Source organism: Algoriphagus sp. AGSA1, assembly GCF_021390545.1.
GTDB lineage: Bacteria > Bacteroidota > Bacteroidia > Cytophagales > Cyclobacteriaceae > Algoriphagus.
On record NZ_JAJUWR010000028.1, the window covers coordinates 15,133 to 39,416 of the forward strand.

Annotated in this window: 22 protein-coding genes; 6 read left to right on the forward strand and 16 right to left on the reverse strand. The window is 42.7% G+C overall.

The annotated features are described in order from the left end of the window. Positions 1 to 744: 744 nt before the first annotated feature. From LZF95_RS19715 to bshC, 5 genes are all read right to left on the reverse strand, one after another. A complete protein-coding gene (locus LZF95_RS19715) occupies positions 745 to 2,244 on the reverse strand; it encodes a hypothetical protein (RefSeq protein ID WP_233756780.1) in 1,500 nt (499 codons plus the stop codon). A 21-nt stretch (positions 2,245 to 2,265) separates the two neighbouring features. After that, positions 2,266 to 5,343 (reverse strand): SusC/RagA family TonB-linked outer membrane protein, encoded by a 3,078-nt coding sequence (locus LZF95_RS19720; protein ID WP_233756781.1) that lies wholly within the window; start codon positions 5,341 to 5,343, stop codon positions 2,266 to 2,268. 910 nt (positions 5,344 to 6,253) lie between these two features. After that, positions 6,254 to 6,751, reverse strand: a complete 498-nt coding sequence (locus LZF95_RS19725) for a hypothetical protein (RefSeq protein ID WP_233756782.1) — start codon at positions 6,749 to 6,751, stop codon at positions 6,254 to 6,256. A 22-nt stretch (positions 6,752 to 6,773) separates the two neighbouring features. Further along, positions 6,774 to 7,346: a 5-formyltetrahydrofolate cyclo-ligase gene (locus tag LZF95_RS19730; protein WP_233756783.1), complete on the reverse strand. Its 573-nt coding sequence runs from the start codon at positions 7,344 to 7,346 to the stop codon at positions 6,774 to 6,776. Then, positions 7,336 to 8,901 carry a bacillithiol biosynthesis cysteine-adding enzyme BshC gene (gene bshC / locus LZF95_RS19735; protein WP_233756784.1) on the reverse strand — a complete coding sequence of 522 codons (1,566 nt, stop codon included), beginning with the start codon at positions 8,899 to 8,901 and terminating at the stop codon, positions 7,336 to 7,338. The genes LZF95_RS19730 and bshC overlap by 11 nt, the downstream gene beginning before the upstream one ends. Positions 8,902 to 9,104: 203 nt before the next feature. On the opposite strand from bshC, the gene LZF95_RS19740 reads away from it, so the two are divergent. From LZF95_RS19740 to LZF95_RS19755, 4 genes are all read left to right on the forward strand, one after another. Further along, complete coding sequence (locus tag LZF95_RS19740) at positions 9,105 to 10,346, forward strand: pitrilysin family protein (RefSeq protein ID WP_233756785.1); 1,242 nt, start codon at positions 9,105 to 9,107, stop codon at positions 10,344 to 10,346. Continuing rightward, on the forward strand, positions 10,343 to 10,825 hold the full coding sequence (gene ispF / locus LZF95_RS19745; protein ID WP_233756786.1) for a 2-C-methyl-D-erythritol 2,4-cyclodiphosphate synthase: 483 nt from the start codon (positions 10,343 to 10,345) through the stop codon (positions 10,823 to 10,825). Before LZF95_RS19740 ends, ispF begins: the two co-directional genes overlap by 4 nt. Beyond that, positions 10,822 to 11,505 carry a tRNA (5-methylaminomethyl-2-thiouridine)(34)-methyltransferase MnmD gene (mnmD, locus tag LZF95_RS19750; RefSeq protein ID WP_233756788.1) on the forward strand — a complete coding sequence of 228 codons (684 nt, stop codon included), beginning with the start codon at positions 10,822 to 10,824 and terminating at the stop codon, positions 11,503 to 11,505. Before ispF ends, mnmD begins: the two co-directional genes overlap by 4 nt. Before the next feature lie 378 nt (positions 11,506 to 11,883). Continuing rightward, entirely contained in the window at positions 11,884 to 12,357 is a 474-nt protein-coding gene (locus LZF95_RS19755; protein ID WP_233756790.1) for a Clp protease ClpB, read from the forward strand. Between the two features lie 38 nt (positions 12,358 to 12,395). Here the strand turns inward: LZF95_RS19755 and LZF95_RS19760 are convergent, their stop codons facing one another. The 6 genes from LZF95_RS19760 to LZF95_RS19785 all read right to left on the reverse strand — a co-directional run bounded on the left by LZF95_RS19760 (position 12,396) and on the right by LZF95_RS19785 (position 17,004). Beyond that, the gene (locus tag LZF95_RS19760) at positions 12,396 to 12,893 is read right to left on the reverse strand and encodes a hypothetical protein (RefSeq protein WP_233756791.1); all 498 of its coding nucleotides are present in this window, start codon (positions 12,891 to 12,893) and stop codon (positions 12,396 to 12,398) included. Between the two features lie 73 nt (positions 12,894 to 12,966). After that, a complete protein-coding gene (locus tag LZF95_RS19765) occupies positions 12,967 to 13,629 on the reverse strand; it encodes a phosphatidylserine decarboxylase family protein (protein WP_233756792.1) in 663 nt (220 codons plus the stop codon). Between the two features lie 72 nt (positions 13,630 to 13,701). After that, on the reverse strand, positions 13,702 to 14,979 hold the full coding sequence (locus LZF95_RS19770; RefSeq protein WP_233756796.1) for a Glu/Leu/Phe/Val dehydrogenase: 1,278 nt from the start codon (positions 14,977 to 14,979) through the stop codon (positions 13,702 to 13,704). Between the two features lie 70 nt (positions 14,980 to 15,049). Further along, positions 15,050 to 15,889, reverse strand: coding sequence for a phosphatidate cytidylyltransferase (locus LZF95_RS19775; RefSeq protein ID WP_233756798.1), 840 nt, complete (start codon positions 15,887 to 15,889; stop codon positions 15,050 to 15,052). Continuing rightward, on the reverse strand, positions 15,873 to 16,079 hold the full coding sequence (locus LZF95_RS19780; RefSeq protein WP_233756800.1) for a DUF2007 domain-containing protein: 207 nt from the start codon (positions 16,077 to 16,079) through the stop codon (positions 15,873 to 15,875). The genes LZF95_RS19775 and LZF95_RS19780 overlap by 17 nt, the downstream gene beginning before the upstream one ends. Next, on the reverse strand, positions 16,054 to 17,004 hold the full coding sequence (locus LZF95_RS19785; protein WP_233756802.1) for a CPBP family intramembrane glutamic endopeptidase: 951 nt from the start codon (positions 17,002 to 17,004) through the stop codon (positions 16,054 to 16,056). The genes LZF95_RS19780 and LZF95_RS19785 overlap by 26 nt, the downstream gene beginning before the upstream one ends. Positions 17,005 to 17,041: 37 nt before the next feature. Here LZF95_RS19785 and dusB point away from each other — a divergent pair, with 37 nt between their 5' ends. Further along, positions 17,042 to 18,031: a tRNA dihydrouridine synthase DusB gene (gene dusB / locus LZF95_RS19790; RefSeq protein WP_233756803.1), complete on the forward strand. Its 990-nt coding sequence runs from the start codon at positions 17,042 to 17,044 to the stop codon at positions 18,029 to 18,031. A gap of 122 nt (positions 18,032 to 18,153) precedes the next feature. Here the strand turns inward: dusB and LZF95_RS19795 are convergent, their stop codons facing one another. Next, positions 18,154 to 19,368 carry an ATP-binding protein gene (locus LZF95_RS19795; RefSeq protein ID WP_233756804.1) on the reverse strand — a complete coding sequence of 405 codons (1,215 nt, stop codon included), beginning with the start codon at positions 19,366 to 19,368 and terminating at the stop codon, positions 18,154 to 18,156. A gap of 256 nt (positions 19,369 to 19,624) precedes the next feature. Between LZF95_RS19795 and LZF95_RS19800 the strand changes: the two genes are divergently transcribed. Beyond that, on the forward strand, positions 19,625 to 20,536 hold the full coding sequence (locus tag LZF95_RS19800; RefSeq protein WP_233756806.1) for a DMT family transporter: 912 nt from the start codon (positions 19,625 to 19,627) through the stop codon (positions 20,534 to 20,536). Here the strand turns inward: LZF95_RS19800 and LZF95_RS19805 are convergent. The 4 genes from LZF95_RS19805 to LZF95_RS19820 form a co-directional block, all read right to left on the reverse strand. After that, positions 20,533 to 21,429 carry a M23 family metallopeptidase gene (locus LZF95_RS19805; RefSeq protein WP_233756808.1) on the reverse strand — a complete coding sequence of 299 codons (897 nt, stop codon included), beginning with the start codon at positions 21,427 to 21,429 and terminating at the stop codon, positions 20,533 to 20,535. The two genes, LZF95_RS19800 and LZF95_RS19805, sit on opposite strands and share 4 nt — an antisense overlap. 337 nt (positions 21,430 to 21,766) lie before the next feature. Then, positions 21,767 to 22,840 carry a DUF3810 domain-containing protein gene (locus LZF95_RS19810; RefSeq protein WP_233756810.1) on the reverse strand — a complete coding sequence of 358 codons (1,074 nt, stop codon included), beginning with the start codon at positions 22,838 to 22,840 and terminating at the stop codon, positions 21,767 to 21,769. Positions 22,841 to 22,849: 9 nt separating this feature from the next. Further along, positions 22,850 to 23,431 (reverse strand): NifU family protein, encoded by a 582-nt coding sequence (locus LZF95_RS19815; protein ID WP_233756812.1) that lies wholly within the window; start codon positions 23,429 to 23,431, stop codon positions 22,850 to 22,852. A 78-nt stretch (positions 23,432 to 23,509) separates the two neighbouring features. Continuing rightward, positions 23,510 to 24,244, reverse strand: coding sequence for a ThuA domain-containing protein (locus LZF95_RS19820; protein ID WP_233756813.1), 735 nt, complete (start codon positions 24,242 to 24,244; stop codon positions 23,510 to 23,512). Positions 24,245 to 24,284: the final 40 nt, after the last annotated feature.

Sequence of the window (24,284 nt, forward strand, 5' to 3'; positions counted from 1 at the left end):
AGATGAAAATTATATTCCATCCTATCCTCCACGTCACAGGGGGAAAAATGAGATTAAATTGTATTTTTCATACGAAAAATTGTACCTAGTAAACAATAGCTAATTCATGCTCCTATATCAGCTACAGTAGAACTGAAACTGTGACGACAATTCAGTCAAAATTGACTTCCTATGCCTCCATTCTTCATGGCAAATGTCCCTTTACAACTTTAATTTGGCTATCCTCAATGGACGCCTGCCACCTCGGAAACGAAAAATCAAGGACAGGAGACCGACGCGGTCTTTTTACAGTTATAAGAAATTCAATTTTAGTTTTACTTCAATGCTTCTAAGAAAAATGTAGGCGTTTAAACAAACGGCGGGAGCCAGCTCCCGATCCCGATTCATTCCTTATAGTGCGTACCTTAACGTAAAGGCAGCTTCATCCCCCCAGAAATCAGTGAAGTCTTGAAAATTATATGCAGGCTTCCAATAAAGCCCCAGATAGAAATTGCTTAGGTGGAAATTGTACTCCAACCCCACAATAGCATCCACACCAAAGGCCTTGTAATCCTCCTGCAACAAAGCCCTTTGCCGAAGCTCCTATACTCGTGCCCGTATCTGTTTTGTGCACTGCATCCGCCAAGACAATAAAAGGGGCTGAATTTGTAAAATCAGCCCCTTTTTTTTAACACTATCGTCTCAATTTTTTATTTGAGGTTTTGAGACAACCCAATCCTATTGACACAATCACACAAACCTTGGCTATCTCCATCCACTATTAGAGGTACCTATACCATCTGCATTGGCGGTTGTTCCGAAGGTATAAAACTGATTTACCCCAAAGAGCTCCAGAGTCCGGCCGGGAATGGGAAGATGCAAAGGAGTCCCTTCTTGCAAAAGATCTAGTTTTCTCATTTCGTAGAACTGTAGCCCACACCCGGTAGTATATAGCTCTACATGCCGCTCATGGTGAATGGCATCGATAATCTCATCAAGATCTGCTGCCACAGGAGTGAGTTCTCCCCTGGCAACGCGACTTCCCGCATTGATAATATTAGCCGCATCACTCAATTCCGCCCCACCCAAATACGCTCTTGCTTCAGCTCTTATCAAGTTATTTTCTTCCAGCATCACCGTAGCTTTTGGGCCTATAGAGTTAGTATAGATGTTGTCATACCGCTTAAACCTATAAGCAGAAAAGTGATAATACCCTCTAGCCGCCAGAAAATCATTGGAGGCCATATACTGGAAATCGGTTTCCAATCTTTTATCCATGGGATCAGTTGGCTCTGCAGGGTGAGGGAAAGTAGGATCATCCTCCCAATGCTGAGGCAAAGATGGCTCCATGAGGTGAGCCACATACATATCTGTTCGTCCCCAACCTGGATAAGTCAAATAATCACCAGCCTCAAAATACCACCTGTTTGTACCATCCATTTCAACAATCCAATCCGAAGTGATGCCATTATCGGCGAAGGTCTTCACCTGTTGCCAATCCACAGCAGCGAGCTCTGCACTGTTTCTAGGTAGATACGACATGATCCGAGCTATAGAAGTATTGATGATTTTTTGGAAATCGGCACTGCTTACAGGTGTGCTGCTACCCAGCCAGCCTCCGGGGATTTCAAAAGACGCATCGGATAGCGCCAAGGCCTCTTCAAGGTAAGCTATCGCAACGGCAGCTACTTCCTGATAGGGAAGAGCTGTTTCAATGACAGGCTCAACCGTTGTTTTCTCATCTACAACGTGTGCCTTGTCAAACACCAAAGCAAGGTTTCCGTAAGCCAGTCCCAGTCCAAATTTGGCAAACGCCCTGGCACGGACGGTTTGATCTACCCCACCAACTTCAACTACCATCCCATTAATATCAATAGCAGTCAATACATCAGTAGCGGATCCTATTGCGGAGTACCATTGATCATACGAGTATTTTGTATAACCCTGATTCGAATACGCCGGGGAGTTGTCCCAAGCCATATCCCGGGGTTCCCAGGACATATCACGCATTCCGAAATTACCCCAAGAACAGGTCACGTGATCCGCAGCGGTTGCCAACATGGCCTGCACACCTCCTACTCGGTGTTCACCACTAAATACCGTATTGTAGATACTAGCGGCCACTGTTTCCACATCCGCAGGCGTAGCCAATACCTGATCAAAATCCGGGTTATTCTCATTGGGAACATCCAAGTCCTCACAACCCTGCAACAACACTGTTGCTGCAATTGCCATGACAAACAGATATTTATTTATCTTTTTCATAAAACTAAAGTCTTTTTGTTATTACAATGTAAATCCTAATGAGAAAGCCACAGAACGATAGATTGGGCTGGCCCCAATACCATCTATTGGCTGTCTTATCGTACCTACCTCCGGATCATAGCCCGAATAGCCCGTAAAGGTATGTAGGTTCCTGCCTACCGCCTTAATTGTGCACCCCTTAATGGTTCCATTGAAGATCCTGCTAAAGCTTTTTGCAGGTATGGTGTAGCCTATGGCCACCTCTCTTAGCTTCAGATAGCTTGCGTCCTCTACCCAATACTCATTGGCAAAGTTCGCATCATACATCCCTACCGTCCAGTAAGAAGCGGCTTTCTTCTCACCATCAGGCACATCCGTCATATCTTGCCTTTTGCTGATATTGTTAAATGCTAGACGCTGATCGTTACTATTATACACATCACCGCCATTTTTCCAGTCTAACAAGACATATAAAGAGAGCCCGTTGAAATCAAAGGTATTGGCAATCCCCATATTAAACTTAGCATTGCCGTCCCCGATTTTACCCAGCCAAGTCTCTCCATTCTCCTGATAGAGTATTGGCAGCTCATCCCGGGTACCTTCAGTTCCGGCAGGGATCACATAGCCCTCACTGTTTATGACATAATCATTGATCGAGCTGCCTTCCGGGAGCTGAGCCGACATCTCCTCCAAGGTTCTAACCATTCTGTGACCATATATGGCTCCGTATGTCTCACCTTCAGCTACACGAAACGCGGTCACATCACCACTCACAGGACTTAGCCAATAAGCGGGAATGGGCAGCTCGGTGATTTTTTGACGGACTCTAGAGAAGACAATATTTGAGTTCCATGAAAATTTGGGAGTCCTTACCCAATCTGCCCCAAACAACGACTCAAACGTTTTAGATTCGATCGCACCGGCATTCTGCCATTGGCTGTTGTACCCTCCACTTAAGAATGGGATAAGCGATACATTAAGAAACTGGTCTGTGGTATTAGATTGAGCGTAAGTAGCTTCAAAATTGAATTTCTTTAGGAAACTAATATTTAAGCCAATTTCAGTCTCCCTAGTTTGTGAAGGCTTCAACTCCCTATTACCATCTTGGGATTTCGTGGCGTTACCCTGGGACAGATTGAAGATTTGATACTGCCAACTGAAGTCGGGACGTATCCCAGCGGTACCATGTGCAGCCCTCAATTTCAATTCATCCACACCGTTGATCTGGATATCCTCGGAAATACGGTATGCGGCGGAAAGCCGATAGTAAGGATTCCAGCGGGCATCAGGACCAAAAAGCGAGGATCCATCATACCGAAACATTCCGTCAAACAAGTATCGATCTTTGAAGTCCAGCCCCAGGATGGCGAAATAGTTCTGGGCTATTTCATTGGTCTTACTTGAACCGGCACTATTGATCGATTCGAAGTTATTGAAAGCCTCAATATCCGAAACCTTAAATACAGAAGAACTAACAAAAGTTGATTCATAATGACGGTTTTCGTATAGATAGGACAATTTTCCCCTAAGAATCAAATCCCCAAACTTGTTATTAAAATTAAGGGTAGCTTGGCTGTTTTGTGTAGTAGTCTCACTGCTTTCATGTCTGAGACTACCATTAGTGTACACACCCTGTGTATTCCAAGTATCCTTCGGATTGATCAACTCTCTCCTGTAATTTTCAATTTCAAATGTCTGGGTCAAGTCCAAATTAAGCCAACTGGTAAACTCAATATTGGCTGTATAATTACCCATCCATCTGCGAGAATGCCTATTGTCCTCACTTTTATAAAGAGGATACAAAGGGTTCGTCACCTCTCCGTTAAAGTGATTGATCCTCAAGTTATATGGCTGACCATCCGGATTTAGGGCAAACAAATCCATATCATGTTCCATACGGGCCACAGCATAGAAAATACCTGATGGTTGCTGTATCCACCGGTTGATATACAGGTTAGTGGCACTGACCCTCAACCAAGGGGTTACTTCTTGGTCGATATTGAAGCGGAAGTTTTGCCTCTTGAATCCGTCGCGGTATTGCACCACGCCATTCTGCACATTGTTTTCAAAGGATAGAAAAACATTGTTTTTCTCTGACCTATTGGACACGCTGGCGTAATTAGTCATCGAACTTCCCCGTTTAAACACATCTGCGGGATCGAAGCGATACACCCCATAAGGATTGTCCATATACCCGTCCTCTTTTATACTTCTGCTTCCTGAAATTTCAGGACTATATCCACCGGTATAGCCTGAGGGATAGGTAACTCCGGCGTACTTTGTGAACTGCCCCTGATAATCCTGCCAATCGTCGGCGAGTTCATACATATGCCCTTTGGACGTTTCCAAATAGTGCTGAAGCTCTTGATAACCCACTTCATTTCTAATGGACACCTCAGGAGCGCCCATTGCGATGCCCTTCCCCCGCTTAGTGGTGATGGCGATCACGCCATTACCCGCACGGGAACCATACAAGGCCGATGCCGCTGCACCTTTGATCACCTCCATAGACTCCACATCATCCACGTTAAGGTCGGCAAGACTACCGTTCATAATTATCCCATCCACCAATATCAGCGGGCCTGCACTTACATTCAAGACGTTGTCACCTCGAAGCAACATGTCCACTTGCTGGCCCGGAGCCCCGCCTACAGAAGACGTCCTCAAACCGGCCACTTTTCCGGTTAGTGCCGAGGCTATCGAAAGCGCAGGCACTCTATTAAGTTGATCTGCTCCTACTTTCGTAACTGAAACCGTGAGCTTCTCCCGCGTAATTGCACCAGCGACACCTGAGACAATTACTTCACTCAATTGTGTCACATCCGAAACCATTGTAATGTCAAGTACATTGCCTTCTCCAATCTGTACTTCTTTGGATTGGAGACCAATAAAGGAAAACACAAGAACTCCTCCAGAAGATGGTACAGATAAGCTGTACCGTCCATCTACATCTGTTGCAGTACTCGTTGATGTCCCTTTCAAAACCACGGTCACCCCCGGTAAGGTGGTTCCGTCTTCTTCGAAAATTACCGTCCCGGTAATTTCCCTCTGTTGCGCCAAAGCCTCATGGCAGAGGCTAGTAAACAGGAGCAAGACAACGCCTAGTAAAATTTTTCTCATAAGGTATTTATTTGGTTGGTTCCTAAATAAAATCGGTTTCAACTGAATAAAAAAATGTATGCATCACGTTCAGTCATATTGTTTATATTATATAAAAAATAGTTTAAACACAATTTAAAACATTAATAAATTTCAAATCAATAATAAATATTGATTTGATAAAAATATGTGGTCAAAATAGTAAATCAATGAGCCTTATGCCATATAAATAGCCTTATCAAGTTAATAATTCGCCCATTCTTATTAAACATTAAAAAAATATATGCTAGGACAAAATTTAATGTCGAAAACAGAATTATATTCTGAAAATCTATATAATAAAAAACATTAAAATTTTCGAAATTTTTTTTAAAAAATTAACCACAGGGTAAAAATCTATTCATTTAGTCAAAAAATTTATTCATTTAAAAAAATCATGGGTATTTTTTGGACACATATTCAATAGTAAAACGTATATATTCAAAAAAATGGTTTAAAATGTAATTAATATTTTAAATCATGAAATGAAAATTATATTCCATCCTATTCTCCACGTCAAAGGGGGAAAAAATGAGATCAAATTGTATTTTTCATATGAACAATTGTACCTAGTAAACAATAGCTAATTCATGCTCCTATATCAGCTACAGTAGAACTGAAACTGTGACGACAATTCAGTCAAAATTGACTTCCTATGCCTCCATTCTTCATGGCAAATGTCCCTTTACCACTTTAATTTGGCTATCCTCAATGGACGCCTGCCACCTAGGAAACGAAAAATCAAGGACAGGAGACCGATGCGGTCTTTGAGCAGTAATAAGAAATTCAATTTTAGTTTTACTTCAATGCTTCTAAAAATGTAGGCGTTTAAACAAACGGCGGGAGCCCGCTGCCAGCTCCCGATCCCGATTCACTCTTTATAACGCATACCTTATAGCGCATACCTTAACGTAAAGGCAGCTTCATCCCCCCAGAAATCAGTGAAGTCTTGAAAATTATATGCAGGCTTCCAATAAAGACCCAGATAGAAATTGCTTAGATGGAAATTGTACTCCAACCCCACAATAGCATCCACACCAAAGGGCTTGTAATCCTGATCAATCCTATACACCCACGGCGGCTCGCCTTTTCCATCTTTCCAAACCCCGTAATGCGCCCCTCCACCGGCAAACCATTCCAATCCGCGGAATTCAGTAATGTTGAAATGATGCTCATAAAGTAGAGCCGCAACAGTACCTTTCCACCTTCTATAGACAAGCAGATCCACTGCACCTGGCTGGGAAATAAACTGTTTGACCGTTCCACCAAGGTTGGTTCCCCCTACTACCCCCACCATAGTGTTATAATCTCTCATTTGGGCACTTGCTCGTTCAGTGGTCAATCCCATCATCAAAAACAAGATAAACAAGACTATAACAGATACACGCATACTTGATCGTTTAAGATTAAGATCAAAAAATAAGGATATTTTCTGGTGTAATACAATAATCCAATGGGATATCGTGCGATTCTGACGGGATATGGTATTCTGGCGGAAAAACACTCAATCCCACTTTCAGAACAAAGGGGGGCAATTGACTTAAAAAAGAGTCGTAGTACCCCTTTCCAAAACCTATTCTATTCCCTGATTTATCAAAAGCCAATAAAGGGATAAAAATAGCCTGGATCCCGGATGAATCAACCAATTCAAAATCCAGCGGCAAAGGTATTCCCCAGGAATCCAATTCAAAGCGGGTGTCAGGGTTCAATTTCAAAGTTTCCATCACGACAGCATGTTGTGAAACCCTGGAAGTATAGACAGAGGCACCTTCTGAATCCAAAAAATCCTTGATAGGAAAGGTGTTGATTTCCCGCTGCTTTGCAATCGGAAAAAATAAGTGATAATGGGAAAGCTCAGGATGCGAGGAAATAAAATCTTTTACCCGGCAAGTAATCTGTTGGGATTTTTGCGCTAGTTCCTCGTCACTCAGTCCCGCTCTTAGCTTCCTGTACTTATCTCTGATATGTTGCTTATCAAGCCCCATCTTCCAACACTATCATCCGAAAATCAAGCGGATCAAAACATGCCAAAAGCTCCGAAATCAACTCAGGATTACTCAGGTAAAACTGCATCATATTCACTACCCGTTCCTGTGGACTTCCACCAGGTTTTAGGATCTCATGAATACAACAGGCACGTTCAATCTGAATCCGTAACCTGCGCTCCTCAGCCTTTCGCAGCTTTCTTGCCATCTGGTCCCAAATCTTCAAAGCCCTTACTTTTCCTGCTTCAAAGGAATTCTCAAGGCTTTTCTCCAAATAAGCCGCTTCCTTCCCTTTGGCATCAAAAAGAGCAGAGACCACCTCTTTTTGCTTAGTCAATTCCACATCCATGCTGGCCTCAGCTTTTACAAATGACTTTTTCCACTGCTCAAGATCAATGAACAGATCTTCTACCCCCCAATTCATTTGCTCCATTTTTCGCAGTACCTTCTTGGGAAGGATCAAAGCGAAATTTCTAGGCAATAAAACCGGAAAAGGAACCTGAAAATGAGCAAAAACTTCTTTTAACTGCAACCAATAAACCACTTCTGCGGGTCCCCCCAGATAAGCCAGGTTTGGGAGAATTATTTCCTGATACAGCGGGCGCAAAACCACATTTGGACTAAATCGATCCGGATGCTCCTTTACCAAAGCTTTCATCTCATCATCTGTAAACCGCAATTCCGTGTTCACTACACCAAATCCTGACTCCATCTTTTCAATTCGCTCCCGCACTCCTTTGTCCTTGTAAAACAAATTAATTTCACGGGGAAATATCTGACTACCATAACCTAATTCTTCCAGTGCTTTGGTGGAGGCAGATGCCTTCTCGAAGGGCTGATGCTCAAAAAGATCTGAAAGAATCACATCTGTGAATTCGCGCTTTAACCTGGGATCATCTCCATCCACTATTACTAATCCCTCATCTCCAAAAATGTGATTCACATATTTCCTCACGGCCTCTCCCAAGGTTTTGGATGTAGAATATGCCTCCCGAAAAAACCCCGGAGCAAAAGGTACAGATTCCAAGAATTCTCTAAAGGAAGCATCCAGTTCAAAATCCCCAACAGCACCAGTCTGCCCAGACTTCCACTGATATTTCTTCCCGTCAAACCTGAAATAATTGATCTCCTCAAAATCATGATCCTCCGTAGCCATCCAGTAAACGGGCACAAACCTGCTTTCAGGATATTCCCCGGACAATCTCTTGGCGAGATTTATCGTGGAAACAATCTTATAGACAAAGTACAACGGCCCTGTAAACAAATTGAGCTGATGCCCCGTAGTCACTGTGAATGTCCGGGAAGAATCCAATGCCCCAATGTTAGCTGAAACAGCACTACTTACTTCCAAAGAAGCGTATTGGTCTTGGAGTACTTCTACCAGCACCTGACGGCCGTGTTCAGGAAACCCCCTTTGTGCTATTGCTTTCTTGAAGCTTTCCAAGGAAGGTGAATGTTCATAAAATGATTTCAGCTCCTCCTTTCCATTTATATAATCCAAAAAAAATTGTGAAAACTGGCCGGTAAGATGGAGTTCTACGCAATGTTTTTTCATAAGGAATCTGAGCTGTGGGCTAATTAGGGAAGTTAACTTTGGGAAATCTTTCAAAGTTCGTTTTTTTTTCGGAAAAACCCGGAAAGAGGACTCAAGCAAGCATGCATTAGGTTAAACTGATGAATTACACTAAAGGTTTGCTTAAAAACCCGCTTCTTAATTAGCCAAAATTGGCAATTATCTTAGCTTTGCAGGCTACAATTATGCTACCTTACACAAGATTTTTCCTAGACAATGGACTAGAAGTGATCGTCCACGAAGATCACAGCAGTAAAACAGCTGTTTTCAACCTGCTCTATAAAGTTGGATCACGGAATGAAAAACACGGCAAAACCGGGCTTGCGCACTTTTTCGAACACTTGATGTTTGGAGGTTCTGCCAATGTCCCGGTTTTTGACCGTGAACTGGAGCGGGTTGGTGGTTCCTGTAATGCTTTCACTAGTCAAGACATCACCAACTATTACATCACTCTTCCTGGAGCAAACCTGGAAACCGCGTTTTGGATTGAATCAGACAGAATGTTCCAGTTGTCACTTAGTACCAAGACGATAGAGACCCAACGTAAAGTGGTCATAGAGGAATACAAGCAGCGCTATCTAAACCAGCCTTACGGAGATGCATACCATCATCTGGACGACCTTGCCTACGACATCCACCCCTATCGATGGCCTACCATAGGCCAAAGCCTGGAAGATATCCTTAACTATACCCGTGAGGATATCTGGGAATTCTACAAGTCAAATTACCGTCCAGATAATGCCGTGCTTGTAGTTGCCGGCGCAGTGACACAAGCTGAAGTAGAACGCATGGCCAAAAAATGGTTTGGACCAATAGAGAACCATCCCAAACCAGACCTACTAATCCCAACTGAACCCGTCCAAAGAACTAAAAAAGTCAAACTCGTGGAAGCTCCGGTACCCACGGATGCATTGTATAAAGCTTACAAAATGCCAGCAAAGCTGGCTGAAGGATATTGGGAAGCAGACCTGATCACAGATATCCTGGGATTTGGCAAGTCATCTTTACTAGAGCAAACCTTAGTGAAAAACGGGAAGCTATTCGCATCTATAAGTGCTTACATCACTGGATCAGTGGATCCGGGCCTATTGACTTTTGCAGGGAAAATGGAATCTGGGGTAGCTGCCGAAGAAGCTGAAAAAGCTCTGGACGAAGTAATTTCAGGCTTTTTGAAATCCCAGATTTCTGACCACACCCTTCAAAAAATAAAAAACCAAGAAGAGGCGCATAAAACTTACGAATCTTTGGAGATCCTAAACAGGGCAATGAATCTTGCAGGGTATGCCCATTTAGGTAATCCTGCTCTTTATGATGAGGTCTTTGACATCAAGTCCAAAATAAAGGGAAATGAAATCATGCATTGGGCCAGCCATATCTTAAAAGAAGAAAACTCTTCAGTATTATACTATAAATCTGTGCAGGAATGAATAAATTCAGAATAGGATTCGGGTATGACGTCCATCAACTCAAAGAAGGGCACGACTTCTGGCTAGGTGGGATCAAACTAGAAAATGACAAAGGTGCCGTAGGGCATTCTGATGCAGATGTACTGATACATGTCATCTGTGACGCTCTTTTGGGAGCAGCCAACCTTCGGGATATTGGCTATCATTTTTCAGACCAAGACCCGAAATTTAAAGGCATAGACAGTAAGATCCTACTTTCCGAGGTACTCATCCTCCTCAGGGAAGCAGGGTACGAAGTCGGAAACATAGATACAACTATCTGTCTTCAGCTCCCCAAAGTCAACCCTCACATCCCAGCAATGAAAAAATGTCTGGCAGACGTGATGAAAGTCTCCGAAAATGACATTTCCATAAAGGCCACAACCACCGAGAAATTAGGATTCGTAGGCCGACAGGAAGGCATATCCGCATATTGTGCCGCATTGATCTATACTATATGAGTGAGAAGTTAAAAATCATCACCACAGAGGACGGCTCACATTCTCTATATAATGAGGAGCTGAAGGAAACCTACCACAGCTTTCATGGAGCTTTCAAGGAATCCATCCATGTATTCATGCTTTATGGCCTTGACTCCTGGATTATCAACAATCCAAACAAAAAACCGCTCAGGATTTTCGAAGTAGGCTTTGGCACTGGATTAAATGCCTGGTTGACATTAGTCTGGGCAGAGCAAAACCAAATACCTGTGCTATATCATACCATCGAGCCATTTCCACTGCCCGAAGACATCTATTCCCAGCTTAATTACGGTGACATGGATGATGCCATTTTCCATTATAAACCCTATTTACAACGCCTACACAAGGCGGAGTGGGACAAGGGAATTATCATATCTGAGTATTTCAACATGAAGAAGGAAAAAACCACACTTCAGGAGGTAAAACTCTATCCCACCGATGTGGTTTTTTATGACGCATTTGCTCCAAGTAAGCAACCGGAAATGTGGAGCAAAGAACTTTTAAGCAGGGTTTTTGAAGCGTTAAACCCGGGAGGGATCTTTACCACCTACTGTGCGAGCGGACAACTCAAAAGAGACCTTAAAGAACTTGGATTTGAAGTGGAAACTTTGCCTGGCCCTCCAGGTAAAAAGGAAATGACCAGAGGATGGAAAAGATAAGAAATATTGATTATCTGCAATGATACCAATAGCCGTATTTTCTTTGTTTTACTTGCTGGAAGACCGAAGACGTCTACCCGTTCCAGGCGGGGATGACCCGCCAAAGCGAGGCAGGCCTAAGTGGCGTTGATGCTAGTGTTTTCCGTATCCTTTGATGCTTTTATTTATTTACTGCCAACAAATGGAATACATACTCAAACAATTAGCTTGCACCTACAAACCCACGCATAAACCACACAATTCGTAACGCTTGAAATCCTTTACAGCCTTGGCATTTTTGTTGTAAGTAGATCAATCATCGTATTTCTTTAGTGGAAGCAATTAATCCATAAACGCCCCAGAAATGACAGATTTCAGTAATTTATCCAAACCACAAAAATGACTTTAGGAATAATTCTATTGCTTTTTAAGCTCGTTACCCCACAATTAACGGAAGCGGGTCAGGCCAAACTGGAAAAAATGGTACAGGAGCGCGACGCATTGACCCGGCAATGGAAGGAATCTGAAAGTAAAAAGTCAGGTATTTTCGGAAATCGCACCAAAAAGGATATGATCGAGACCAATGAATGGCTGGAGCGTATCATCGCAAAAGACAACCTGATCATGGACGAGCTGAGGATGATCGGGGATATCGAGAAAACCACCGCCACCCAGACTGGAGAGGATTATAAGGCCATAGCCTTCAAATTAGAAAAAGACGTACAAGCCCTTAAACGAGCAGTAGCAGAGCGTGACAAACAACTTGAAGAAAAATTATCCGAAAGAAGGACATTCGAATGGCTTAGCCTGATCCTGTTTTTGGTGAGTTTAGGACTTGGAATGATCCTTTATAAAAAGATATTCAAAACCTAGTTTTTACTAAGTAATCCAGGTTTTGAATATCTTTATTATTAATAAACGCGAACATACTCTTTTACTTCAAAAGGATCCTCACAGGGCAAGAGGTCTTCCTGGCAGTTCTCTTGGAAAATCATTTTGGTATTGTTCTCCTCAAAAACCAAGGAAGCTGTAGGCATCCGGAAATAATCTATTATCCCAGCATTCAATTCTTCCTTTGGGACATAAAAATTCTCCTCACGATGGTCTATCCAGCTAGCCAGATCCGGGGAATAGCTGAAAGTCTCTCCATCCCATTCATAACTATCGTCATAATAAAAGCGATAGCCTAAATCAGAGCCAGTCTCTGTTTGGCGCACAGTAGTTCTAAATTGATATTGGTTCTCAGATTTAAACTCCAGTGTATTGACCACCCAATAATCCACTGAATCTACATAAAAACGATCTTCCCATGTACCTGACAACTGGTTCGGGGACTTATCCTCAACATCATCACAAGACACAAAGCTGATAGAAATCAACAAAACGGCAAGAAGTGAAAAAGCTTTCATTTCATGAATCAGTTTGGTTCATATTCACAATACGAATCCCGGAAAATGAACGCTACAAAACGAACCCATCTTTTTAGGAAGTAAATCTTGCGATCGGAGTCCTCCCCCCTTTGGTCTTTGTCTCCAGCCCTACCAAAACTTCCGCATCTAAAGGCAGGAAAACATCTACCCTAGAGCCGAATTTGATGAATCCGAATTCTCCGCCTTGTACCAATTCTGAACCTGGTTTCACGTACCATTTTATCCTTCTAGCCAAGGCCCCGGCGATTTGTCTTACAAGCAGCTTGGTCCCATTTTCATGTTTGATCACCATAGTGGTCCGCTCATTCTCAGTACTGGATTTTGGGTGCCAAGCCACAAGATATTTACCCTTATGGTACTGGAAAAACTCCACTACGCCTTTGATAGGAGACCTTGTAATATGCACATTGATAGGAGACATGAATATGGAGACCTGCCTTCGGCTCTCCTTCAGGTATTCCTCCTCAAAAGTCTCTTCAATCACCACAACTTTCCCGTCCACAGGGGCATATACCAGGTTTTCATCCGATGGCAACTTAAAGATCGGACTTCTGAAAAACTGGAGAATAATCAAATAAAGCACAATACTCCCTAAAACAGCAACATTAGATAGTACCCTGGCATCAGGAATAAAATAGATAATGAGGTAGTTACCGGCCACTAAAATAATCAGAAGCCAAAATAACAGGATCCTTCCTTCGCGGTGTATAGTCATAAGCTTTAAAACTAAAAGGCGTGGATTTCACTCCACGCCTCAAAGATAAAATATTCTTTCGATAGAAAAGACTTAGAAGCCCCCTCTAAATGTATAAGTCTTCGCTACTTTATCGATTGCGACGATATATGCCGCTATTCTCATCGGCACATCATATTTCTGAGATGCCTGATAGACCATTTCAAAGGAATCCTTCATGATACGGTCAGAACGTCTGTTCACACGATCTGCCGTCCATTTATATCCCAATCTATTCTGAACCCACTCGAAATAAGAAACAGTCACCCCCCCCGCATTGGCCAAGATATCCGGCACAGCCATGATCCCCTTTTCATTGATAATGGCATCAGCTTTTGCCGAAGTGGGACCATTGGCCCCTTCTACGATGAGCCTTGCTCTGATGTCGTTCACATTATGTATAGTGATCACATCTTCCACGGCAGCTGGCACAAGTACATCTACATCCAAAGTCAATAGATCAGCGGGATTATCCATTTTATCACCACCGGCAAAATCAGCCAAATGGCCTCCATTAGCATCTCTAAACTCAATCGCTTTCACTATATCAATGCCTTTCTCGTTGTAAAACGCACCGGTGTGATCGGAAATAGCCACGATTTTCAGCCCTCTTTCTTCCAACAATCTTGCTGCCCAAGAACCTACATTGCCAAAGCCCTGTACAGCACAAGTGGCCTGAAATGGATTGATCTTGAGTTTTTGCATGGCTGCCAGTGCGGTAACCATTACTCCTCGGCCAGTAGCCTCCGTTCTCCCCAAGGATCCCCCAAGCACCAACGGCTTACCGGTAACGACCGAACTCACTGTCATCCCCTTAGCCTTGGAATACTCATCCATCAACCAAGCCATCTCTCTAGGCCCGGTTCCCATATCGGGAGCAGGTATATCTTTGTCTGGGCCAAACACATCGATCATAGCCATCGTATAAGCTCTGACCAAGCGCTCGATTTCTCCCTTGGACATTTCCCGGGGGTTACATCGTACCCCACCTTTACCTCCACCATAAGGGATATCCACCACAGCACACTTCCATGTCATCCAGGCCGCAAGAGCCCGTACCTCATCGATATGTACATCTGGTGCGAAGCGGATACCGCCTTTTGCCGGGCCTAAAATATTGGAATGAATCACACGTATTCCTTCGAAGACCTGGATTTTCCCACTGTCCATCGTGATGGGAAGAGATACGATTACTTGTTTGGCAGGGTTTTTCAAGACATTGTACACCTCATCGGAGAGGCCAAGCTTTTCAGCTGCAATGTTGAATCTTTCCATCATTGACTCCAAAGGGTTTTCTTTATCCTTGATCGGAGCCGGTTCAATGTAAGCCATATTCGGGTTTGATTTAGTTATTCAAATGCGACACAATATTAAGCAGATTTTCAATCAAGAGGGTTTCATATTAGAATATTTTCAAAAAGGCAGTAATAAATGGCACCGAAAGTAACAATCCGTCAAAACGATCCATAAATCCCCCATGGCCTGGGAGCCCTCTACCTGAATCTTTGATCTCTATAGAACGCTTAAAAAGCGACTCAATCAGATCACCATAAGTTCCGGCGATAATGATGATACCGGCTATGACCAGCCACTTCCAATCATCAATCACATGAAAATACCGGGTCAGGGCAAAAGCCACCCCAATTGCTGAAAAGGCCCCGCCCAAAAAGCCTTCCCAGGATTTTTTGGGAGAGACTCGTTCGAATAACTTAGTCTTACCAAATTTTGTTCCAGCAAAATAAGCCCCGGTATCACTCGCCCAAAGAATGAGCAGACAGCCAATGATAATCTCGTAATTATAGGTGGCATCTACTGAAAATACGGCAAGATTCAGCAAGGAAAAGGGCACTGCCACATAAAACAACCCCAAAAACGTGTAAGCTACCCCTGTAAAAGGTTTTTTATCGGTTTTCTTATATAGCTTGATAAAGAAGGTCAACGAGACTATCGGAAAGATGAAGAAAAAATACTTATCTGATAAATGTTCCTTTTCCACCATAAATGTGAGACAGAAAATCATCAATCCCAGAAAAGTCCCAAAACTCTTGAGAGGAAGCATTCCATCTAGGCCGCTCAGCTTATAGAACTCCATCTGGGAAAATGCCAGAATCAACGCAAAAACCAAAAAGTAAGTGTAATCAGAATAAATACATCCGCCTACAATCACCAAGGCACCAAACAAAGCCGTAATCGCCCGCTGTCCCAGATTGCTGTAATTATTGATACTAAAACGAGATCTCATTCTGGACTATGTTAGTGGCTCTCATCATATCTTCTTGCTGCACATGCACCTCGAAATTTCCAAAAATCTGATAAACCGTTTCCTTTTTATTCAACACCACGGCCTGTATTTGATGTTCCTCCAAAATCCCCTTGACGATCTCAGCCCTCACCTGCATAGCACTTTCAAATACTTTGTTCCAGTTTTCCATTGGGTTTATTTATTTTCTTAAAGTAAAAGATTCCTGCCATAAGAACCAATAAACCTGTCAAAGCAGCAGGATAAGATACGGTATCGGTAGATTCAAAATCAAAATCAATCCAACCTTGGTTACTGGCATATATCAGAAGGACAGTGAAGGTGTTGTTGAAAATATGAGCCAGAATTGGGTACGTAAGACTACCAGAATAATAATATAAATAGCCAAATATCCCGCCTAGCAACATTCTCGGCAGAAAGCCATAAAACTGTACATGGATGGCAGAGAAAATAAAAGCGGTCAACCATATCCCGACATGGGCATTGCCGGTATATAAATGCATTTTAGGCTGGAGCAATCCCCTGAAGAGCATTTCTTCACCTATTCCCGCTAATATACCAATCACCAATATCCCTGCGAACAGTTCCGGAATAGTCTGGAAGTCTGTAATGAACTTTGTCAGTTCAGCCATTTGATCCTCCATTTCACGCATCCATATTTCTATGTCAGACATAAAGTCGGGCAAAACAAGGTTAGAATTGAGGTATCCGAGAAATCCATTCACAAGCATCCCTCCAAACACAATCATCAACATCAAAAGTCCTCCCTTCCAGTTAAACCGAGCCAACTGCACCTCCCACTGTAGATTAGCCTGGTCTATAAAGTGTATCACTATAGAAGCCGCCACCCAGAATCCAATTCCTGAACCGATCCCTTGGACAAAATAAATCGCCATACGGCCATTTGGATTGGTAAAATCCCCTGTCAACATGCTTATAGTCTCTGCCATACTCATATTGAAAAGGTATGGAACCACTGCCATCGCCGAGACTTGCAGGATCACCAAAATGCCAATTGACACTAAAACAATGACTATCAGGGACAAGAGCCAATTTTTACGTTTGGCTATTTCAGATTCAGTTTCGTATATCTCCATATTTGAGGTAAATTTACGTGCAAATTTAAAATAAGAAGTGGTTAAGATAGGAAACTTGGAATTAGGGGACTTTCCCCTGCTGCTCGCACCAATGGAAGATGTGAGTGATCCTCCGTTCAGAGCAGTCTGTAAACAGAATGGTGCTGATCTGATGTACACAGAGTTTATCAGCTCTGAAGGACTGATACGGGATGCCGCAAAAAGTGTCGCCAAGCTCGATATTTTCGATTATGAAAGACCCATAGGGATACAGATTTTCGGCAACGAGATAGACTCTATGCGCGAAGCTGCGGCTATAGTAGAAGAAGCCAATCCCGATATTCTGGATATCAATTACGGCTGCCCGGTAAACAAGGTGGCCTGTAAAGGTGCCGGTGCCGGAATTCTCTTGGACATTGATAAAATGGTGTCCATGACAGCAGAGATCGTGAAGGCAGTGAATATTCCCGTGACAGTAAAAACCCGCCTGGGTTGGGACAATGACACCATCCGCATCGTAGAAGTGGCTGAGCGTCTCCAAGACGTGGGAATACAGGCTATCAGCATTCACGCCCGCACGCGCAAGCAAATGTATAAAGGTGAAGCTGACTGGAGCTACCTCAATCAAGTGAAAGACAATCCCCGTTTACATATTCCGGTTTTTGGCAATGGAGATATCGATTCACCTGAAAAAGCACTGGAATACAAGAATAAATACAACGTGGACGGAATGATGATCGGCAGGGCATCCATAGGTTATCCATGGATATTCAATGAGATCAAACATTTCCTAGCTACTGGAGAAAAACTTGCCGCTCCGGGATTGGATGAGCGGATTGCCGTCGCAAAAAAACACCTGGACTTCTCTGTAGAATGGAAGGGCCCCAAACTGGGAATCCTGGAAATGAGGAGACACTACACTAATTACTTCCGGGGAATGCCGAATTTCAAGCAATATCGTACCGAAATGGTCACTGCCGAGACTTATGAGCAGGTCTGTGAGATTTTGGAGCAAGTTTCCGATATCTATGCAGATCATGTGTTTTAGGAAACAGAGTTAAAAAGTTGAAAGATGGTAAAGTTGGAAGGTTAGATTCAACTTTACCATTAGTCTAAGCTTGTTAGCTCTCTGCGGAAAATCCTGCTTGATTTAGGTCGATATTCCTTGAATCAGAAGGTACGCAACAAAAAATCAGATAGGTGAACGTGTTGCACACCTTCAATGGATTCTTTCCAAAAATCATCTAATGTGACCACAAATTTTGGGTATTGATCCTTGACTGACAAAAGGGTGGAAAATTCCCGTTCGATAGTTTGCTCGCTTTCTAACTTATATGCTACTTGAGCATAGATTTTTCGACCTTGCTTCTCGGCTATGAAGTCAATTTCCTTATCAAGGTATTTTCCTACATAAACGGTGTATCCTCTTCTTTTGAATTCCAAGTAAACAATGTTTTCCAAAATACCCGAAATCATTCTATCCCGATAACCCATGGTAGCATAGAGTAAGCCCACATCGCTCAAATAGAATTTCTCTTGGGTCTTCAAAATTTCCTTCCCTTTGATATCATACCGGGATGCACGGTATAAAATAAAAGCACCCTCCAGCGCATTGAGATAATTATATACCGTATTGATATCTATTTTCCGTTGTTGGCTTTTGAAATAGTCAGCTACATTTTTGCCGGAAAAAGTATTGCCAATATTATCAAAAGCATATTTGACAATCCTCTCCAATAGCTCCACATCCCTGATTTTGAAGCGTTGTACCGTGTCTCGAAGGATGACAGAAGAATAGATGTCATACACTACTTTATAGGCTGTTTCCACCGAATAATCAGCAGTATGTATGACAGGAAAGCCCCCCAAACGCAAATAGGAAAGAAATGCGGTTTTGTTATCAGCTTTATCTTTTGGGAAATAGGCAGACCTAAACTGTAAATATTCGGAAAAAGAAAGCGTATAAACAGGAATCTCCACATAGCGTCCAGCTAAATAGGTGGCCAACTCGGAAGACAAAAGATGGGAATTGGAGCCTGTAAGGTAAATATCCACATCAAAATCCACCAAAAATGAATTGACAGCTTTTTCCCATTCCACCACCTCTTGGATTTCACCCAGAAGCAAGTATGTTTTCTTCCCTTTTTGTATCCTGTCTGCGGCATAATTGTATAGCCGTGCAGCTGTGCGCAATTCGGAAAAAGTAAAACTTTCCAAGTTGATAAGAACGATTTGATCGACACCGATCCCCCTTGATAACAACTCTTCCTTGAGTAGCAATAGAGAGGTGGACTTGCCACATCTTCTTATTCCTGTCAGGATTTTGATCTGTGGCTTGTCGATGAATTCTCGCAATTGCTCGAAGTAAGTTGTTCTTTCAATCATACTATTTAGGGTTATACCTCCAAATATTACCTTCTATCGTAAACAAATAATGGTTATAACCATAAAATTAAACCAATATACTGCAGTTTTATGGTTATAATCATAAAAATTTCCATAGATTCTAGTGAGTAAAATTTAGCCAATTCACAACTGATATTGTTTTTCGCAAAACAGCTTTTCAACTCCTGTAATTTTTCCGCAAACTTTTCTAGGGTTTTGCTTCCTTTGCAAAGCAGACAATCCACTGTCATAGCCCATGCCCACTACCACCAACGACAGCACCTTGAAAAACTGGGGGTTGCTCCTCCTTCTTTCCCTGATTTGGGGCAGTTCATTTATCCTTATCAAAAGAGGGCTGGAGGTATTTTCCCCTGGAGAAGTAGGGGCATATAGAATTGTGGCCGCAGCTACGTTTTTATTGCCTCTCTCAATCCCACGGATTAAGAACCTTGACAAAACCCAGATCAATAACCTGATCATTGTAGGGCTTGTTGGCAGTTTTATCCCTGCATTCCTCTTTGCAAAAGCCCAGACACAACTAAGCAGTTCCCTTACGGGAGTCCTGAATGCACTTACGCCCCTGTCTGTAGTAGTCATCGGTGCATTGTTTTATCATTCCAAAATCACACGAAGAAATGCAATTGGCTTAGCAATTGCATTTATCGGGGTATTTATTTTGGTGACTGTAAAAGAAGGCACAGGATTCGGAGCTTTTGAGGATATCAACTCCCATGCATTCTACGTAATTCTGGCGTGCATCTGCTATGGGTTCAACCTGAATATCATCAAATACAAATTCGTTAAACTTAAGCCTATAGAAATCACTGCTATCTCCCTTCTCATGGTTTTGCCGATGGCATTGATCTATCTGATGGCGGGGACGCAGTTTTCATATAAAGTCGTGAACTCGGTTGGGGCCATGCCCGCCTTAGGATACCTTACTCTGCTAGGTGTACTTGGAACAGCTATCGCTTTGATCATCTTCAATGTGATGGTGAAAACCGCCACACCGGTATTTGCGGCATCAGTTACTTACATCATTCCCATTGTAGCTATATTCTGGGGCGTTTTGGATGGGGAGGTTTTGCTTTTAGGCCACTATATAGGGATAGTCGCTGTGATCATAGGAGTGTGGGTAGGGAATAGGAAAAAGGTAATTCAACCCTAATTTTCTGATAAATGGTTTTTCTTCTCCTTTTTGCTCATCTCAGCCATTACTATTTCATCTGGAAAAACCACTTCCACCTTGTGTGGCTCGGAGAAATCAGATTCTCCTTCTTTGGAGATAAATTTCATTGGTCCTTGATGATATTTTAGCTTGTCCTTTCCTGATTTCACGGGCTTCATATTGACTAACCGTACATGCAGTCCTGAATTGTAATCTTCTCCAGCCGAATCCGCCAGCACATCACCAGGAAATACCACCTGCCCCACTTTCACCTTTTGGCTTCCAGGCCTCAAGACCATGAGCTTGGTCAGCGATCCATCTTCATGAAAGAGTTCAATATAATTTTCTGAATGATCAAAGTCCAAGTTTTCCCGCTCATCATACTTCTCCATACTGATTGCTGAAACCACTCCTTTCCGTGGCGCAAGAATCTCCGTAGGCAGATCAAATTTGAATGAGATACCTACATACTCTTTGTTCTCTTCCTTTGGCTGAAGACGGTTTTGGATATGAGTCATCCGTATTCCTGTCGTCCTAGTGCCTTCTGGTAATGGAATAAGGTACACCGGCTCTTGTTTTGATTTCCCGTAATAATCTCCCTTGATGTAAGTGTAAGTATAGCGTAGGTTAGTACTTTGTCCTTCAACCCTTCGCTTCAAAGTAGAAACCTTCGATCTTCCCGGACGGACCACAGCCAAGCCGGAAGAACCTACTGGAAGTATATTTGTGAGTTCAGTGTAATTAATCAGAACAGTATATGGAACCTGCTCAGTATTGGTAGCATATATTTCCATAATACCATCATTCTTCCGCTCCGTATCCATAGTAATCTGGGCGAATGTGGTCTGACTGAAAAAAAAGACCATTAGCAAGACGTTAAGAATTCGAGTCATAAAGAGGAGCATGTTATGTGGATGAAATATGCCAAAACAATTAATTTCAATATTAGCTAGTATATAGAAGCTATTTTTTACTTTTCTGTATGCCTTCTTGTCGTAAAACAAGGAATACCGTCAAATTCTCAATAGTAGCAATCAGGAAAATAAAAGCATACTATTGGCTGTCAGAAGAGAGAAGTTCACAAAAACCAAACTAGTGTTTTTCACAAAACACTCCTAATAAACTTTTAAAAAACATTCGGAAACAACTAATTACAAAAAACTTAAAAGTTCATAGCATAAAAGGAAAAGACTCGTGGCTTAAGTTTCCTCCATTTCCTAAGCCTATTCGTCAAAAGTCTTTCATCCTTTCCCTCCATGCAAAAGCCAATTTTGGCAATTCCTGATAACTGTTGACGCCGGCTTTTACCCCCTGTGTTTTCAGGAAGACGTCGTTGGTTTTTCGGCTCAGTTCCAAGGAATATGCCTTGATGGCCTCGCTGGCTTTTCGGATAGAAACCATATCGTTACGGATCCCTCTATCGAGAGTTTTCACCCACTCCCTGTATTCCTCTGGCGCCATCCTATAATAATCCGAAAGCTGGTAATTCAATAATCTCAACTGCCCTGAATAGCGCAGAAGAGGATCATCCGAATTGGTACAGATCACCCATGCGATGAAATTAGCCTCTCCCTCATCAGTCACTCCATAGCTATGCGCCATCTCATGGGCAACAGTGAAAGGTTTCTCCAAAGCATGCAGAGAAGGGTCTATATAGCTTTCTCCGGTAAAAGGAAAATAGATTCCCAAAATCCCCATCTTCCGCATAAAGCCGGATGGAGGAAATTGTTTGGTCCTCGGCCTTCCGGTGAAATTTAAACCCAGCATATTTAAATTGTCCGCCATATTTGCCCGCACGAGCTTTTCTAATTCAGGATAGGGTAAGATTTCTTCTATGGCTGCGGTATCCCGCGTAACCGCATTTCTATATTGCTGGGCCAGACGATAAGTGATCTGCACTTCACTCTTCACCTGTTCCAGATTCATGGATTTGGGCTGAAGTCCCAGCTGCTGCACAATAGGCGTACGCTGGTAATTAAACCCCCATAATACCAGAAAAAAGAAGACCAAGGCACCCAGTCCATTAACCAAAGCCGCTAAAGAATACCACGTTCTGCTTTTCCACCCCGTCTTTTGACTAACTCTCCAAAAATAAATACCAATGACTAACAATACAGAAGCTATAAATAAATAAACGCTGGGAAAGGGCAATCTTCCCAGCGTAATATCTATTACATTCCGGATACCTGGAAAGAATTTTCTTGAATAAATAGTATCAGTAGCTTCTGGGTTTTGAGTTGCCAAATAGCGTATCCCCAAAGCAATAACTCCGAGAATCGCCCAGGACCAATCTCTCTTTCCCATAAAATCAGCTTATACTCCCTCTGCTACTACTTCTTTAACTTCCGGGAGCATCCTGGTCAGCAAATTCTGGATCCCAGCTTTTAATGTTATAGTGCTCGAAGGGCATCCTGAGCAAGACCCCTGGAGCAGCACTTTCACTACCCCATCATGAAAGGAATGAAACACTATCGCTCCACCATCTTGCTCCACGGCAGGCCGGATGTATTCATCAAGAATTCCTTTGATTTTCTTCACAACTTCCGAATCATTCTCGTCAAAAAGAGGATCCTTGTCAAAACCAACAGGAACAGGGGCTTTCCCTGCTTCCAAATATTGCTTGATATGATCTCTCACTATGCCTTGTATCTCGGCCCACTCCACATCTTCAGACTTAGTGACTGTCACAAAATTAGAAGCGATAAACACCCGCTCCACTGCCGCAAAATTAAACAGCTCTTGGGCCAATGGGCTGATTTTGGCACCCTCTGCATCAGGAAAATCAAAACTTACTCCCTCATCCACCAACATAAAATTGGCGACAAATTTCAGGGAGTTTGGGTTAGGATTGGCCTCCATATAGAGGTGAACAGGTCTTGCTTGAGCTTGTAGCATGGTAATCTCGATTTTTGTTTAGAAAACCGAATTGCGGGGATTAAGTTCCAGCAAATTAGATTTTCATGGCAAATGCACTTATTTGAATGGATGTCCGGTGGCTGCATACCAGATCCCTCCATACACATGCTTTAAGAAAACAGGATCTTCCCAAGCTGCCTCTACATGTCCTAGTGCGGTATAGAATACCCTTCCCCCATCAAATTCATGGTACCAGGCCATAGGATGGTTATCACCATTCCCTCTGGCTACTTTGTACGTACTTTCATCGGCTTTGATCAAGACCTTGATATCGGGGTTGATATCCTTAAACTCATACAATTCATCTGTGAACATCCAGTTTTTAGGCAGGTGCCATGTAGATGGATGATTTTGATCTACTACTTCGAGCCGCAAAGTCTGCTGTGCAGGATGTGACAAAAAGTATGCTCCTATCATGTCGTTGTACCATGGCCATTGATACTCGGTATCTGTAGCAGAGTGAATACCGACCACACCTTTTCCGCTTTGGACAAAGCGCTGAAAAGCTGCTTTCTGCTCATCATTAAAAATGGTACCGGTGGTGGTGGTCAATATAACCACATCGTATTTGGCCAGTTTTTCATCTGTAAATTCGCTTGCATCTTCAGTGGTATAAACGCTGAAGACCTCCGTTTTCCCCATCTTTTTCAAAGCAGCCACAGCCTCGGGGATAGATTGATGGCGAAAACCTGCGGTTTTACTGAAAACCAAAGCTTTAAATTGCTGTGCGGGAGCAATCAGTATCACACTGAAAATAAGCCCTAAGGCCAGAATTGCACGTTTTAAGTTCATAGGTTGGGATGTTGGGTTTTATTACTTTTATTGAAAATTG

What these genes read in the sequence shown, in the direction of transcription:
- LZF95_RS19715 (WP_233756780.1), bottom strand. Translation starts at nt 2,244, where the DNA reads ATGAAAAAGATAAATAAATATCTGTTTGTCATGGCAATTGCAGCAACA.
- LZF95_RS19720 (WP_233756781.1), bottom strand. Translation starts at nt 5,343, where the DNA reads ATGAGAAAAATTTTACTAGGCGTTGTCTTGCTCCTGTTTACTAGCCTC.
- LZF95_RS19725 (WP_233756782.1), bottom strand. Translation starts at nt 6,751, where the DNA reads ATGCGTGTATCTGTTATAGTCTTGTTTATCTTGTTTTTGATGATGGGA.
- LZF95_RS19730 (WP_233756783.1), bottom strand. Translation starts at nt 7,346, where the DNA reads ATGGGGCTTGATAAGCAACATATCAGAGATAAGTACAGGAAGCTAAGA.
- bshC (WP_233756784.1), bottom strand. Translation starts at nt 8,901, where the DNA reads ATGAAAAAACATTGCGTAGAACTCCATCTTACCGGCCAGTTTTCACAA.
- LZF95_RS19740 (WP_233756785.1), top strand. Translation starts at nt 9,105, where the DNA reads ATGCTACCTTACACAAGATTTTTCCTAGACAATGGACTAGAAGTGATC.
- ispF (WP_233756786.1), top strand. Translation starts at nt 10,343, where the DNA reads ATGAATAAATTCAGAATAGGATTCGGGTATGACGTCCATCAACTCAAA.
- mnmD (WP_233756788.1), top strand. Translation starts at nt 10,822, where the DNA reads ATGAGTGAGAAGTTAAAAATCATCACCACAGAGGACGGCTCACATTCT.
- LZF95_RS19755 (WP_233756790.1), top strand. Translation starts at nt 11,884, where the DNA reads ATGACTTTAGGAATAATTCTATTGCTTTTTAAGCTCGTTACCCCACAA.
- LZF95_RS19760 (WP_233756791.1), bottom strand. Translation starts at nt 12,893, where the DNA reads ATGAAAGCTTTTTCACTTCTTGCCGTTTTGTTGATTTCTATCAGCTTT.
- LZF95_RS19765 (WP_233756792.1), bottom strand. Translation starts at nt 13,629, where the DNA reads ATGACTATACACCGCGAAGGAAGGATCCTGTTATTTTGGCTTCTGATT.
- LZF95_RS19770 (WP_233756796.1), bottom strand. Translation starts at nt 14,979, where the DNA reads ATGGCTTACATTGAACCGGCTCCGATCAAGGATAAAGAAAACCCTTTG.
- LZF95_RS19775 (WP_233756798.1), bottom strand. Translation starts at nt 15,889, where the DNA reads ATGAGATCTCGTTTTAGTATCAATAATTACAGCAATCTGGGACAGCGG.
- LZF95_RS19780 (WP_233756800.1), bottom strand. Translation starts at nt 16,079, where the DNA reads ATGGAAAACTGGAACAAAGTATTTGAAAGTGCTATGCAGGTGAGGGCT.
- LZF95_RS19785 (WP_233756802.1), bottom strand. Translation starts at nt 17,004, where the DNA reads ATGGAGATATACGAAACTGAATCTGAAATAGCCAAACGTAAAAATTGG.
- LZF95_RS19795 (WP_233756804.1), bottom strand. Translation starts at nt 19,368, where the DNA reads ATGATTGAAAGAACAACTTACTTCGAGCAATTGCGAGAATTCATCGAC.
- LZF95_RS19800 (WP_233756806.1), top strand. Translation starts at nt 19,625, where the DNA reads ATGCCCACTACCACCAACGACAGCACCTTGAAAAACTGGGGGTTGCTC.
- LZF95_RS19805 (WP_233756808.1), bottom strand. Translation starts at nt 21,429, where the DNA reads ATGACTCGAATTCTTAACGTCTTGCTAATGGTCTTTTTTTTCAGTCAG.
- LZF95_RS19810 (WP_233756810.1), bottom strand. Translation starts at nt 22,840, where the DNA reads ATGGGAAAGAGAGATTGGTCCTGGGCGATTCTCGGAGTTATTGCTTTG.
- LZF95_RS19815 (WP_233756812.1), bottom strand. Translation starts at nt 23,431, where the DNA reads ATGCTACAAGCTCAAGCAAGACCTGTTCACCTCTATATGGAGGCCAAT.
- LZF95_RS19820 (WP_233756813.1), bottom strand. Translation starts at nt 24,244, where the DNA reads ATGAACTTAAAACGTGCAATTCTGGCCTTAGGGCTTATTTTCAGTGTG.